Genomic DNA, 13621 nt, shown 5'->3' with positions numbered 1-13621 from the left:
ACCCCAACCCCTCTCCCGCAAGCGGGAGAGGGGCTTAGAGCGCGGGAGAGCGGCTCAGCGCGTCAGAACGCCTCGTCGAACGCGACTTCGCCCTGCACGCCGACCTGGTACGCCGACACGCGCCGCTCGAAGAAGTTGGTCACTTCCTGCACGTCCTGCAGGTCCATGAACGCGAACGGGTTGGTCGAACCGAAGTGCTTGGGCATGCCGAGCTGGGCCATGCGCTGGTCGGCGCAGTACTCCAGGTACTGGCGCATGTCCTTCAGCGACAGGCCGACCACGCCGCCGGACAGCACGTCCTGGGCGAACAGGTACTCGCAATCCACCGCTTCCTCGAACATCTTCACCACCTGCGCGCGCAGGTCGGCGTCGAACAGGTCGGGCTCTTCCTCGCGCGCGGTGCGGATGACCTCGAACGCGAACGCCATGTGGCAGCTCTCGTCGCGGAACACCCAGTTGGTGCCCGAGGCCAGGCCGTTGAGCAGGCCGCGCGAACGCAGGTAATAGACGTAGGCGAAGGCGGCGAAGAAGAACAGGCCTTCGATGCAGCCGGCGAAGCAGATCAGGTTGAGCAGGAACTGGCGGCGCTGCTCGCGCGTCTCGACCCGCTTCAGGCCCTGGATCGAGTCGATCCAGCGGAAGCAGAACTCGGCCTTGGCCCGGATCGAGGGGATCTTCTCGACCGCGTCGAAGGCCTTGGCGCGCTCGTTCGGGTCGGGCAGGTAGGTGTCGAGCAGGGTCAGGTAGAACTGCACGTGCAGCGCTTCCTCGTACAACTGCCGCGACAGGTACATGCGCGCCTCGGGCGCGTTGATGTGCTGATACAGGTTCAGCACCAGGTTGTTGGCGACGATGCTGTCGCCGGTGGCGAAGAACGCGACCAGCCGCTCGACCAGATGCCGCTCGGCCGGGCCGAACTTGTGCTTGAGGTCGTTGACGTCCTGCGAGAAATCCACTTCCTCGACGGTCCAGGTGTTGCGGATGGCGTCGCGGTACATCTCGTAGAACTGCGCGTAGCGCATCGGGCGCAGGGTGAGATCGAAGCCGGGATCGAGCAGGCGGGGCGGGGCGATGGACATGGTGTTTCCTTGATGCTTTTCCTTCTCCCGCGAGCGGGAGAAGGTGCCCGGAGGGCGGATGAGGGCGGTGCGGGCGTTCGGCCCTCACCCCAACCCCTCTCCCGCATGCGGGAGAGGGGCTTTGCGGCGCGTTACTGGCAGGCTTCGCAGCTTTCCGGATTCTCCAGCGAGCAGGCGATCGCCTCGTTCTCGCTGTACTCCGGCTTCGGCGCCACGGGCGCTGCGGCCGGCGCGCTGACCGTGGTCTTGGCGATCTTGGTCGCCGGACGCGAGCGCAGGTAGTACGTGGTCTTCAGGCCCTTCTTCCAGGCGTACATGTACATCGAGCTGAGCTGGCCGATGTTCGGGCTTTCGATGAACAAGTTGAGCGACTGGCTCTGATCGATGAACGCGCCGCGGTCGGCGGCCATGTCGATCAGCGAGCGCATCGGCAGTTCCCATGCGGTGCGGTAGACCTGGCGCAGCGATTCGGGAATCTCGGCCACCGCCTGGATCGAGCCTTCGGCCATCTTGATCCGGTCGCGCATCTCCGCGGTCCATAGGCCGAGCTTCTTGAGCTCCTCGACCAGGTACTTGTTGACCACCAGGAAGTCGCCCGACAGGGTTTCGCGCTTGAACAGGTTCGACACCTGCGGCTCGATGCACTCGTAGCAGCCGGCGATCGAGGCGATGGTCGCGGTCGGCGCGATCGCCACCAGCAGCGAGTTGCGCAGGCCGTGCTGCTTGATCCGCGCGCGCAGTTCGACCCAACGCTCCGGCTGCGAGGGCTCTACGCCCCAGGCTTCGAACTGCAGTTCGCCGCCGCTGGCGCGGGTGTCGTCGAAGGCCGGGTGCTTGCCGTGCTCCATCGCCAGCTCGTTCGACGCCGACAGGGCGTGGAAGTAGATGGCCTCGGCGATCTCGCGGCCGAGCTTGCGCGCCGGCTCCGAGTCGAACGGCAGGCGCAGCTTGAAGAACACGTCCTGCAGGCCCATCGTGCCCAGGCCGACCGGGCGCCAGCGCAGGTTGGCGCGGCGCGCGGTTTCGATCGGGTAGAAGTTCAGGTCGATCACGCGGTCGAGCTGGCGCACGGCCAGGCGCACGGTCTCGGCGAGCTTGTCGAAATCGAACGCGCCCTTGCCGTCTTCGAAAATCTCGACGTGGTGCGAGAGGTTGATCGAGCCGAGGTTGCACACCGCGGTCTCGTCCTGCGAGGTCACTTCCAGGATCTCGGTGCACAGGTTGGACAGGTGCACCACGTTGCCTTCGCGCAGGGTCTGGTTGCAGGCGCGGTTGGACTTGTCCTTGAAGTTCATCCAGCCGTTGCCGGTCTGGGCCAGGGTGCGCATCATCCGCCCGTAGATATCGCGCGCCTTGACCTTCTTCACCGCAAGGCCGGTGGCTTCGGCGGCGCGGTAGGCGCGCTCGAACGACTCGCCCCACAGGTCGGTCAGCTGCGGCACCTTGGCCGGATCGAACAGCGACCAGTCCGCATCGGCCTCGACCCGGCGCATGAATTCGTCGGGAATCCAGTTGGCGAGGTTGAGGTTGTGGGTGCGGCGCGCTTCGTCGCCGGTGTTGTCGCGCAGTTCCAGGAATTCTTCGATGTCGGCGTGCCACGGCTCCAGGTACACGCAGGCCGCGCCCTTGCGCTTGCCGCCCTGGTTGACCGCGGCCACCGACGCGTCGAGCGTCTTCAGCCACGGCACGATGCCGTTGCTCAGGCCGTTGGTGGAACGGATCAGCGAGCCGCGCGCGCGGATGCGGGTGTAGCTCAGGCCGATGCCGCCGCTGAACTTGCTCAGCTTGGCCACGTCCATGTAGCGCTTGTAGATCGCTTCCAGCGAGTCTTCCGGCGAATCCAGCAGGAAGCAGCTCGACAGCTGCTCGTGGGTGGTGCCGGAGTTGAACAGGGTCGGCGAGGACGGGATGTAGTCGAGCTGGGCCATGCGCCGGTACAGCGCCAGCGCGTCGGACACGTCCTCGCTCAGCGCGCAGGCGATGCGCAGGAAGAACTGCTGCGGGGTCTCGATGACGGTGCGCGCGGTCGGATGGCGCAGCAGGTAGCGGTCGTACAGGGTGCGCAGGCCGAAGTAGTCGAACTTGGCGTCGAGGTTGCGGTCGATCGCGTCGTTGAGCTTGCGCGCGTTGGCCTGGACGAAGTCGAGCAGGCGCTGGTTGATCAGGCCCAGGTCGAAGCCGCGCTGGACCGACTGCGAGAACGCGTGGATCTCGATCCCGGCGACTTCCTTCTCGATCACCCCGGCGAGCAGGCGCGCGGCGAGGCGGCCGTATTCGGGCTCCTCGGCGGTCAGCAGCGCGGCGGTGCGGATCGACAGCTCGTCGAGCTCGCGCGTGGTCGCGCCGTCGTACAGGCCGGAGATGGTGCGGGTGGACACGCGCATCGGATCGACCGAATACAAGCCTTCGGCGCAGCGGGTCACCGCGCGCACGATCTTGTTGAGGTCGACCGGCTCGCGCCGGCCGCTGCGCTTGGTCACGCTCATGGTGAGGTTGGCGGCCGGCGGGGTCAGGGCGAAGCCGGGGGCGTCTTGTGCGCTGCGTTGGGGTTTGACGGCGGCGGCGGGGACGCTGGCGGCGTCCGTGGCGGGGGCGACGGACGAATCGGTTTCTAATGTGGTCATGGCATTGCTCCGGGGCGTGGGTGCACGGTGCGGAGAACACGGACGCGCTATCGACGACGGGCCGCGCAGCGGCGTCGTTGACGGCACGGCCGCGCCCCCGCGGGCGCGGAGCATCGGAGCGCTGGCTGGGTGTCGCGCGCGCCGGACCGTTCCGGGCACGTGCCGCTCCGCGCATGGCGCCGAAGCGGTCGGACGCGACGGTGGCCCCGTCGTGCCGCGACACCGGCCGGTCTTCCCCCGAAGACTCCATTGGGCCGGGACCGCGCGGTTGTGCGACGCGCGGCTGTCGGCAGGTCTTCGGGCTCGGGACCCTCGGAGACTAAAGAGCGCAGAGCGGTGAGCAGCAGGCGACACCTCGCCTATCCACTACCCACCGTTCTGCGCTCTCGGCCCTCCGGTTCCTACTGGGTCGCTTCCCAGGCGCTCGCCGCGCCCAGTGCCATGACCCGTTCGTTTCCCATACCGCTGCGGGGCAGCGCCGGCTTCGGAGGCCGCCGCGATGCTCCGCGGCCGCTTCCCTACCGGCTTCCCTTTTCATCCGGTCTCTCGACCGGCACCGACAGGACACAACATAGTGGGGTTGGACGATTTCGTCAACGCGATATGTGGTGAGTCAGCAAGGTATGCATGGGGTGAAGGCCGCCCCCGCAGCAGGCCTGGGTTGGTGTAACGTGCCCGCCATAAGGATAGGGGAAAGCGTGATGGAATCGCTGATTGTCTTGCTGGTGCTGGTGGTCCTGGCGGTGCCGGTGCTGCTGGTGGTGGCGCTGGTCCAGCTCTCCTCCGTGCGCGGCCGGGTGGCCGGGCTGGAGCGCGAAGTCGAGCGCCTGCGCCAGTCGGGCGGGCCGACGCGCAACGAGGCGACCCTGGCCGAGCTGGTGGCGCGCGAAAACGCGGCGCGGGCGCAGGGCGAGCGCGCTGCGACGGCGTCGGTCGCCGCCGCGACGCCGCCGACAACGGCGCCGCCTGCGACAGCCCCACCCACGCCTCCCGCACCCGAGCGGTCCGCGCCGACTCCGGCGCAACCGCCGCCGCTGCCCGCGACCGCGCCGCCCATCGCCGCGCCCGCCGCGCCGCCGCGCCCGCAGGCGCCGCGCGCCCCGGCCGCGCCGCCGCCGCCGGACGTCTTCACCGTCGCCGCGCGCTGGCTGCGGCGCTGGTTCACCGAAGGCAACGTGCCGGTCAAGGTCGGCATGCTGGTGCTGCTGGCCGGCGTCGCCGCGCTGCTCAAGTACGCCAGCGACCAGGGCTGGATGCGCGTGCCGGTGGAGCTGCGCCTGGCCGGCGTCGCCGCCGCGGCGCTGGCCGCGCTGGTGTTCGGCTGGCGCCAGCGCGAACGCAAGCGGGTGTTCGGGCTGAGCCTGCAGGGTGGCGCGATCGGCGTGCTGCTGTTGGTGGTGTTCGCCGCGTTCAAGCTCTACGGCATGATCCCGGCCGGCGCCGCGTTCGCGCTCAGCGTGGTGTTGGTGGCCGGCACCGGCGTGCTGTCGGTGAAGCAGAACGCGCTGGCGCTGGCGGTGTTCGCGATCCTGGCCGGCTTCCTCGCGCCGATCTGGCTGTCCACCGGCTCGGGCAACCACGTCGCCCTGTTCGGTTATTACGCCGTGCTCAACGCCGGCATCTTCGCCATCGCCTGGTGGCGGCCGTGGCGCGTACTGAACCTGCTCGGCTTCGCCTTCACCTGGGGCATCGGCAGTCTGTGGGGCGTGCTCAAGTACCGGCCCGAGCATTACTCCACCACCGAACCGTTCCTGCTGCTGTTCTTCGCTTTCTACCTGCTGATCCCGGTGCTGTACGCGCGCCGCCGCGCCGCCGGCCGGCGCGACCTGATCGACGGCTGCCTGGTGTTCGGCACGCCGCTGATCGCTTTCACCTTGCAGGCCGGCCTGCTGGAAGGCGCGCGCATGCCGCTGGCGTTCTGCGCGCTCGGCCTGGGCGCGCTGTACGCGGCGCTGGCGTGGTGGCTGCGCCGCGACCAGCGCTTTGTTGCGCTGAGCGTGCCGTACGCGCTGCTGGCGGTGGGCTTCGCCACCCTGGCGGTGCCGCTGGCGCTGGCCGCCGAGGCCACCGCCTGCGTGTTCGCGCTGGAAGGCGCCGCGCTGGCCTGGCTGGGTCTGCGCCAGCAGCGGCTGTTGCCGCAGCTGACCGGCGCCGGCTTGCAGGTCGCCGCGGCGATGGCGTTCGCGATCGGCGCCAGCGACGAGGTCTGGGACGCGCAGCAGGCGCTGTTGAACGCCAGCTTCGCCGGCGCCTTGCTGATCGCGCTGGCGGGTTTGGCCAGCGCGGCGAGCTATCGGCGCAGCGACAGCCTCAAGCCGCTCGCGTTGCTCTATTACCTGTGGGGTCTGGCGTGGTGGCTGGGCGCGTTCGGCAGCCAGATCGTCGACTTCGTCGCCGCGCCGACGCGTGCGGACGTGTGGCTGATCCTGTTCGTCGCGACCGGTTGGCTGGCCGCAGAGACCTTCGCCCGCCATTCGTGGAAGGCGCTGTCGGCGACCGCGATGCTGGCGCTGGGCGTGGCGGCGCCGCTGGCGTTCGCGCAGATCGAAGCCCACGGCTGGCCGCTGCGCGACTGGGGCTGGCTGGCCTGGGCGGCGTATGCGGCGCTGGGCGCGCGTAGCCTGATGGCGCTGCGCGAACGCGCCCAGGGCGAGCTGGCGTTCGCGCATCTGGCCTGGTTGTGGTCGTGGGCGCTGGTGTTGGGCGCGAGCCTGTGCCTGTGGCTGGGCAAGGGCGCCGGCCTGGGCGATCGCCTGGGCAACGGCTGGACCTTGGCGGCGGCGCTGCTGCCGGCGCTGGCGATCGCCGCGGCGTGCGTGTGGCGGCCGCGCTGGGCCGGTTGGCCGGTGGCGCCGCGCTTCGCGCAATGGCGCTACGGCGCCTGCGCCAGTTTCATCGTGTTCTTGGTGTTGGCGGTGGCGGCGTTGTTGAGCGTCGATGCCGATCCGCGCCCGCTGCTGTGGCTGCCGCTGCTCAATCCGATGGGGCTGGTGCAGTGGGCGGTGCTGTTGCTGCTCGGCGCCTGGCTGGCCTCGCCGATGGTCGGCGACGACTTGCGCGCGCGCCGGGTGCCGCTGCTGGCGCTGGCCGGCTTCGGCCTGATCACGGTCGAGGTGCTGCGCAGCGCGCACTTCTGGGGCGCGGTGCCGTGGGGGCCGTCGATGCTCTCGGCCAGCCTGGTGCAGACCAGCCTGACCGTGGTGTGGAGCGTGCTCGGCGTGGCTGGCTGGATCGTCGGCTCGCGCCGCGGCCAGCGCGGGCTGTGGATGGCCAGTGCGGTGTTGATGGGCGTGGTGCTGGTCAAGCTGTTCACGGTCGACCGCGGCCATCTCGGCAACCTGCTCGGCATCGCCTCGTTCATCGCTTACGGCCTGTTGTGCCTGCTGGTGGGCTACTTCGCGCCGGCGCCGCCGTCGCGCGACGCCCAGCCCGATGCCGACGCCGGCAGCGACGAAACCGACAACGACGACACTCCTCCCGATCAACGCCCCCCGCAGGATGCCTCCGCATGAAGCCTCGTTCTCTCGCCTTCGCGCTGCTGGCGCTGGCCTTGCCGCTGAGCGCCGCGCCGCGTCAGGACTACGCGCAGCAGTGGCCGCTGCAACTGAGCCGCGACGACGGCGGCGCGTATCGCGTCGTGCTCGATCCGGCGGTGTACGCGCAGGCGCAAAGCGCGCAGTTGCGCGACATCGACGTGATCGACGCGTCCGGCGCCAGCGTGCCTTCCGACGTGTTCGCGCCCGAGCAGCCGTTGGCGCGCGCGCCGCAGCATCGCGCGCTGCCGTGGTTCCCGCTGCCGGCCGCGTCGTCGTCCGGCGCCGCGCAAGGTTGGGAGCTCGTCAGCGAAGTGGAAACCGACGGCCGCCTGCGCCGGGTCGAGGCGCGCAGCACCGCCGCCGGCGCGACCAAGCTGCCGCAGACCTCGCTGCTGATCGACGCCAGCGCAGTGCGCGCGCCGATCCAGGCGCTGCAACTGCAATGGGCGCCGGGCGCGGCGCTGGACGCGGCGTACTCGGTTGAGGCCAGCGACGATCTCGACCATTGGCGCAGCGTGAACAGCAGCGGCCGATTGGTCGATCTGGAGCGCGACGGGCGCCGTCTGCAGCAGCGCCGCATCGCCTTCGACGCGGTCGGCGAGCAAGCGCGTTACCTGCGCCTGACCCCGCAAGACCCGCAGCGCGCCGCGCAGATCGTCGCGGTCGAAGCCGAACTGGCCGCTGGCGCGGCCGGCGCGCCGCTGCAGTGGCGCGAACTCAAGGGCGCGCGGGTCGAACTCAAGGACGGCAGCGTCGCCTTCGAATACCGCCTGGACGGCCGTTTCCCGATCCAGCAGGCCGACGTCGCACTGCCCGGCAACCACGCGCTGCAATGGCGCCTGGACAGCCGCGACAGCGAAGACGAAGGCTGGCGCGCGCAGGCCGGCCCGTGGATGGCCTACGCGGTGGCCGGGCAGGGCGCGGGCGACCGCTCCGCCGCGCGCCAGCTCGCCGGCGTCAGCCGCGACCGCCTGTGGCGCCTGCGCGCGAGCGGCGCGGTGCCGGGCGAACCGGTATTGCGCCTGGGCTATCGCCCCGAAGTGGCGGTATTCCTGGCCCAGGGACAGCCGCCGTACGCCTTGGTCGCCGGCAGCGCCCGCGCCGCGCGCGCGGACTCGCCGCTGGCGCAGTTGGTCGACGCCTTGCGCAGCTCGCGCGGCAACGAATGGCGCCCGGCCGACGCCACCCTGGGCGCCGCGAGCGACCTCGCCGGCGCCGCAGCGCTGGTGCCAGCCGCGCCCGAGCGCGACTGGCGCTCGTGGCTGCTGTGGGCGGTGCTGGTGGCCGGCGCGTTGATCGTGGTGGGGTTCGCGATGAGCTTGCTGCGATCGGGCAAGGCGCCGCAGGCGTAAATTTTCGTGCCGGGACGCTCGTGCGGGCGGTTTCGGCGGCAATGACGAAATGGGCTGTGGTTTTGGTTGGAACGTCGCAGATGCGGGAGCGATCCCAAGCCGTCGTTCCAACCAAGACTGCGGCCCGTTTTGATTTTGCGCGAGACATGAACTGGCAACGTAACCCTCAGCCCGTCATTCCGGCGAAAGCCGGAATCCATTTTGCCGTTGCCGTTGCCATTGCTGTTGTCCTTCGCTCCCCCCGCCGCTCCGAACTCGCCACAGGCAAATAGAGACCCGAAGGGCGGCGCGCAGGACGCGCGCCGTGCGCCACCCAGGCCATGGATGGCCTGTGTGGCGCATCCCTGCGAACGCACCGAACCCTAGTGGCTCTTGATCCGAAAACAAGGAAAGCGCCTTTCTTTGGTTACTTTCTTTGGCAAGACAAAGAAAGTGACCCGGCCGCTTGCGGACGGAAGCTTTGGATTGCGGCTTGTCCTCACTCGGTATGCGAGTAACGACGAAAGCTACCGCGGAACGCCCCCTGTAGGAGCGACGCAAGTCGCGACCGCGAGAACTCAGCCATTGCGAAGGTTTCGTCGTAGTTGCATTGGCGCAGTCGCGGCTCGCGCCGCTCCTACAGTCGGATACGAAACTGGCCGAAGCCCCTGTAGGAGCGACGCAAGTCGCGACCGCGAGAACTCAGCCATTGCGAAGGTTTCGTCGTAGTTGCATTGGCGCAGTCGCGGCTCGCGCCGCTCCTACAGTCGGATACGATCCACCACCGCGGTCATTGCGGCGAGTGATGACCAGCGAAGATCAAATGCTTCCGTCCGCAAGCGGCCGGGTTACTTTCTTTGTCCAAAGCAACAAAGAAAGTAACCAAAGAAAGGCGCTTTCCTTGTTTTCGAATCAAGAGCCACTATGGGTCGGAGCTTGCGCAGGGATGCGCCACACAGGCCATCCATGGCCTGGGTGGCGCACGGCGCGCGTCCTGCGCGCCGCCCTTCGGGTCTCTGATTGCCTGTGGCGAGTTCGGGGCGGCGGGGGGAGCGAAGGGCAACAGCAAGAGCAACAGCAAGAGCAAGAGCAACAGCAAGAGCAACAGCAAGAGCAACAGCAAGAGCAACAGCAAGAGCAACAGCGGGGCTGTTGCTGGCGTTTCAAGAGGCAAGGAACGTCGCTGTTTCGATTACGCCACCGGCCGCAGCCCCTGTAGGAGCTGCGCAAGCTGCGACCGCGCCAATTCGGCTACCGCGAAACGCACACCGCCTCCGAACCCCACCGCCACCCCCATCCCGCGCAATCGCCACCGCGACCGTGCCGGCCCCCGCAAATCCGCCACCATTCAGGCCACAAGGTTCCCTTCGCCGCCCACCCCCGCGACAATAGCCGCCCCAAGCCGCGCCCCCAGGGCCGGCCGCGGCCCCGCCGCGTACCTCACCCCCGCTGTATCGCCCCAGGAGGCCCCGTGTCCATCGTCCGCATGACTGACCTAGATCTCGCCGGCAAGCGAGTGCTGATCCGCGAAGATCTCAACGTCCCCATCGACGACGGCCGCATCACCTCCGAGCTGCGCATCCTCGCCGCGATTCCGACCCTCAAGCTGGCGCTGGAAAAGGGCGCGGCGGTCATGGTGACCTCGCACCTGGGCCGGCCGAAGGAAGGCCAGTGGAGCCAGGCCGATTCGCTGGCGCCGGTGGCCCAGCGGCTGTCGGAACTGCTCGGCATCGACGTGCCGCTGGTCAAGGATTGGGTCGACGGCGTCGAGGTGCAGCCGGGCCAGCTGGTGCTGCTCGAGAATTGCCGCATGAACGTCGGCGAAGGCAAGGACGACGAGGCGCTGGCGCGCAAGTACGCCGCGCTGTGCGACGTGTTCGTCATGGACGCCTTCGGCACCGCCCACCGCGCCCAGGCCTCGACCCACGGCGCGATCCGCTTCGCCGAGACCGCCGCCGGCGGCCCGCTGCTGATGGCCGAGCTCGACGCGCTGGCCAAGGCGCTGGACAACCCGGCGCGGCCGCTGCTGGCCATCGTCGCCGGCTCCAAGGTCTCGACCAAGCTGGAACTGCTGGCGTCGCTGGTGTCCAAGGTCGACCAGCTGATCGTCGGCGGCGGCATCGCCAACACCTTCATCGCCGCGATGGGCCACAACGTCGGCAAGTCGCTGGTCGAGACCGACCTGATCGACACCGCCAAGAAAATCATGGCCGACGCCAAGGCGCGCGGCGCCGACATCCCGGTGCCGAGCGACGTGGTGGTCGCGCCGGCCTTCGCCGCCGACGCGCCGGCCACGGTCAAGGCGGTCGACGCGGTCGGCGCCGACGACATGATCCTCGACATCGGCCCGGACACCGCCGCGCGCTACGCCGAACTGATCGCCCAGGCCGGCACCGTAGTGTGGAACGGCCCGGTCGGCGTGTTCGAATTCGACGCGTTCGGCAAGGGCACCGAAACGCTGGCGCGCGCGATCGCCGCGTCCAAGGCGTTCTCGATCGCCGGCGGCGGCGACACGCTCGCGGCGGTGGACAAGTACGGCATCGCCGACGAGGTGAGCTACATCTCCACCGGCGGCGGCGCGTTCCTGGAGTTCCTGGAAGGCAAGGAACTGCCGGCCGTGGCCGCGCTCAAGCAGCGCGCGGGCTGAGCGATGAGCGCGCAACCGCAACCGCAACCGGTGCTGTTTTTCGATCTCGACGGCACCCTGATCGATTCCTCGGTCGGCATCACCCGCTCGATCGCCTACGCGCTGGAAACCATGCGCCATCCGGTGCCCGACGAGCAGGCCCTGCGCGGCTGGATCGGCCCGGCCCTGCGCACTAGCTTCCAGCCGCTGCTGGGCGACGAGGACAAGGTCGAACAGGCGGTGGCGTTGTATCTGGAGCGCTACGGCCGCGAGGGCTGGACCGAGCACAGCGTCTACGACGGCATCGCCGAACTGCTCGAGGGCCTGCGCGCGGCCGGCTACCGCATGGCCGTGGTCACCGCCAAGAACGAGAACAACGCGCGCAAGATCCTCAGCCACCTGCCGTTCGGCGCGTACTTCGAGGACATCGTCGGCTGCACCGACGACGGCCGCCTGACCCACAAGGTCGAGCTGATCGCCGAGGCGCTGAGCCGCTTCGGCCTGCAGCCGGCGCAGTGCGTGATGATCGGCGACCGGCGCATGGACATCGAAGGCGCGGCCGAGCACGGCATGACCGGCGTCGGCGTGCTGTGGGGCTTCGGCAGCGAGCAGGAACTGCGCGACGCCGGCGCCCGCCGCATCGCCGCGGCGCCGGCGCAGTTGCCGCAACTGCTCGCCGCCTGAGCGCGGCGCGCGGGCGCGGCCCGCGCCATCGGGGAACATCGAAGCGGCCGCATCGCGGCCGCTCTTTTGCCCGCCGTCGCGTCGCACGGGCGTGTGGCGCGCGCCGGCGGGCGGCCGTCCAACGCCACGACGCGACGAGTTTCCGCATTCGCGCACGCTTTGCGCTTTCTTGCGCGATGGCAAAAGCCAAACCAATCACGCTTGCACAAACGCATGACAAGCGGCATGACAATCGTCGCCTCACCGCGCGGCCGCGCTCGGCTAGCGTGCAGTCGCGGCGAATGAGCGCCGCGAACTCGGGAGAGCAACTGCATGCGTCGTATCGGATTGTTCGCCGCGGTCTTCGCCGTGGCGCTGGCCGGCGGGGCTTCGTTCGCCGCCGTCGCCAACAGCTGGCAGGGCACCTGGATCTACTACAACGCCGAAGGCGCGCCGATCGGCAAGTGGACCGCCGGTTGCGGCGCCGCCGACGGCCGCTGGGGCGACACCAGCGGCAGCAACAAGCGTTTCACCCAGGGCTGCGCGGTCGAAAGCTGAGCCCGTCCGCCGGCCGCGCGCGCTGCCGCGACGAGGCGGTGCGCACGGCCGGTTTCTTCCCACCGATCGAAGGAGTTCGCGTCATGCGCAAAGCCGCCCTCGCAGTCTTCGTCCTGGTCCTGGCCGCCGGCGCCGCCGTCGGCGTACACGCCGCACCGCCGTACCAGGGATATTCGGTCAGTTACTACGATGCCGCCGGCGAACTCGTCGGCGGCGTTACCGCGCATTGCAGCGGCGAGTTGCTGCAATGGGGCGTGCGCACCGAGCATTACCAGCGCCGGACCTGGGTCTGCGACTGACCGTCTCGCGGCCGCGCGCCCGCCGCAAGCCCGTGACTGCGGCGCCGGCGCGCGGCGCGACCTTGTCGTCGCCTGCGCCGCGCGCGGCCGTTGCCGGCGCGGCGCTGTCTTCCTCGCGCAGGTGCGTTCCTGCGTGCGCCGCGCGCCTCAGCGCGCCGCGGCCGCCGCGGTCTCGCGCTGGCGGCGCCAGTCGCTGGCCAACAGCCCCAGCAATTCGCTGTCGGTGACCCGCTCGCCGACGAAGAAACTCTCGCGCTGCACGCCCTCGGTGAGAAAGCCCAGCCGGTGCAGCAGCGCGCGCGAGGCGAGGTTGTCCGGGTCGATGCCCGCGTCGATCCGGTGGAACCCGACCACGTCGACCGCCCAATCCAGCGCCAGCGACGCGGCCTCGCGCGCCAACCCGCGGCCCCAGTGGTCCGGATGCAGCGCATAGCCCAGTTCGACGCGGCGGTGCGTGGGATCGAAGCGGAACAAAGTGCAGGTGCCGACCAGCGCGTCGTTCTCGTCGGCGATCGCCCAGTTGATCAGCCGGCGCTCGGCCATGTCGGCCTGGATCCGCGCGATCTGCTCGCGCGCCTCATCGATGCTCTGCATCGGCGGGCGGCTCCAGTAGCGCATCACCCGCGCATCGCCGAACAGCGCGAACAGCGCCGCATCGTCGTCCTCGCGCGGGCCGCGCAGGCGCACGCGCGGGCCTTGCAGCAGCGGGAAACCGTCGAGAGCGGCGAGGACATCGGCGATGGCCTGGCTGGGCGGCGAAAGCGGTAGCGGCATGGAGGATTCCGGATCGAAAGGAAGCGTTCGCGAGGCGGCGACGATGCGGTGCGGTACGTGCCGCAGACCGCGTCGCGGATCGCGCTCGCGCGTGCCCGCGGATGCGCCGCCGAGGCCGCGCAATGCAGCCA

The 13621-nt window shown here is 69.6% G+C and carries 9 protein-coding genes and 1 riboswitch; of the genes, 6 read left to right on the top strand and 3 right to left on the bottom strand.

The genetic code is table 11. The annotated features are described in order from the left end of the window. Positions 1-62 precede the first annotated feature (62 nt). Both BLU84_RS07430 and BLU84_RS07425 read right to left on the bottom strand, forming a co-directional pair. The gene (locus BLU84_RS07430; protein ID WP_074864509.1) at positions 63-1079 is read right to left on the bottom strand and encodes a ribonucleotide-diphosphate reductase subunit beta; all 1017 of its coding nucleotides are present in this window, start codon (positions 1077-1079) and stop codon (positions 63-65) included. 131 nt (positions 1080-1210) lie between these two features. Beyond that, entirely contained in the window at positions 1211-3565 is a 2355-nt protein-coding gene (locus BLU84_RS07425; RefSeq protein WP_233431097.1) for a ribonucleoside-diphosphate reductase subunit alpha, read from the bottom strand. 408 nt (positions 3566-3973) lie between these two features. Beyond that, positions 3974-4279, bottom strand: a riboswitch (cobalamin riboswitch). Between the two features lie 125 nt (positions 4280-4404). Between BLU84_RS07425 and BLU84_RS07420 the strand changes: the two genes are divergently transcribed. The 6 genes from BLU84_RS07420 to BLU84_RS07390 all read left to right on the top strand — a co-directional run bounded on the left by BLU84_RS07420 (position 4405) and on the right by BLU84_RS07390 (position 12716). Next, positions 4405-7215 carry a DUF2339 domain-containing protein gene (locus tag BLU84_RS07420; protein WP_074864507.1) on the top strand — a complete coding sequence of 937 codons (2811 nt, stop codon included), beginning with the start codon at positions 4405-4407 and terminating at the stop codon, positions 7213-7215. Beyond that, positions 7212-8591: a DUF3999 domain-containing protein gene (locus tag BLU84_RS07415; protein WP_074864505.1), complete on the top strand. Its 1380-nt coding sequence runs from the start codon at positions 7212-7214 to the stop codon at positions 8589-8591. Before BLU84_RS07420 ends, BLU84_RS07415 begins: the two co-directional genes overlap by 4 nt. A gap of 1450 nt (positions 8592-10041) precedes the next feature. After that, the gene (locus BLU84_RS07405; RefSeq protein ID WP_074864502.1) at positions 10042-11217 is read left to right on the top strand and encodes a phosphoglycerate kinase; all 1176 of its coding nucleotides are present in this window, start codon (positions 10042-10044) and stop codon (positions 11215-11217) included. 3 nt (positions 11218-11220) lie between these two features. Then, positions 11221-11880: an HAD hydrolase-like protein gene (locus BLU84_RS07400; protein WP_074864500.1), complete on the top strand. Its 660-nt coding sequence runs from the start codon at positions 11221-11223 to the stop codon at positions 11878-11880. A 312-nt stretch (positions 11881-12192) separates the two neighbouring features. After that, on the top strand, positions 12193-12417 hold the full coding sequence (locus BLU84_RS07395; protein WP_139174760.1) for a DUF6289 family protein: 225 nt from the start codon (positions 12193-12195) through the stop codon (positions 12415-12417). An 83-nt stretch (positions 12418-12500) separates the two neighbouring features. Beyond that, entirely contained in the window at positions 12501-12716 is a 216-nt protein-coding gene (locus BLU84_RS07390; protein WP_074864494.1) for a DUF6289 family protein, read from the top strand. 147 nt (positions 12717-12863) lie between these two features. Here the strand turns inward: BLU84_RS07390 and BLU84_RS07385 are convergent, their stop codons facing one another. Beyond that, positions 12864-13490, bottom strand: coding sequence for a GNAT family N-acetyltransferase (locus BLU84_RS07385; protein ID WP_083382390.1), 627 nt, complete (start codon positions 13488-13490; stop codon positions 12864-12866). Positions 13491-13621 lie beyond the last annotated feature (131 nt).

Origin of the sequence: Lysobacter enzymogenes, assembly GCF_900106525.1 — a bacterium.
Taxonomy (GTDB): domain Bacteria; phylum Pseudomonadota; class Gammaproteobacteria; order Xanthomonadales; family Xanthomonadaceae; genus Lysobacter; species Lysobacter enzymogenes.
The sequence above is the reverse complement of the archived record's forward strand: the minus strand, read 5'-3'. Positions and strand labels throughout refer to the sequence as shown.

Bases quoted from the DNA above. Each gene is read 5' to 3' on its own strand.
- BLU84_RS07425 (WP_233431097.1), bottom strand. From the start codon at position 3,565: ATGAGCGTGACCAAGCGCAGCGGCCGGCGCGAGCCGGTCGACCTCAAC.
- BLU84_RS07400 (WP_074864500.1), top strand. From the start codon at position 11,221: ATGAGCGCGCAACCGCAACCGCAACCGGTGCTGTTTTTCGATCTCGAC.
- BLU84_RS07390 (WP_074864494.1), top strand. From the start codon at position 12,501: ATGCGCAAAGCCGCCCTCGCAGTCTTCGTCCTGGTCCTGGCCGCCGGC.
- BLU84_RS07385 (WP_083382390.1), bottom strand. From the start codon at position 13,490: ATGCCGCTACCGCTTTCGCCGCCCAGCCAGGCCATCGCCGATGTCCTC.
- BLU84_RS07415 (WP_074864505.1), top strand. From the start codon at position 7,212: ATGAAGCCTCGTTCTCTCGCCTTCGCGCTGCTGGCGCTGGCCTTGCCG.
- BLU84_RS07395 (WP_139174760.1), top strand. From the start codon at position 12,193: ATGCGTCGTATCGGATTGTTCGCCGCGGTCTTCGCCGTGGCGCTGGCC.
- BLU84_RS07430 (WP_074864509.1), bottom strand. From the start codon at position 1,079: ATGTCCATCGCCCCGCCCCGCCTGCTCGATCCCGGCTTCGATCTCACC.
- BLU84_RS07420 (WP_074864507.1), top strand. From the start codon at position 4,405: ATGGAATCGCTGATTGTCTTGCTGGTGCTGGTGGTCCTGGCGGTGCCG.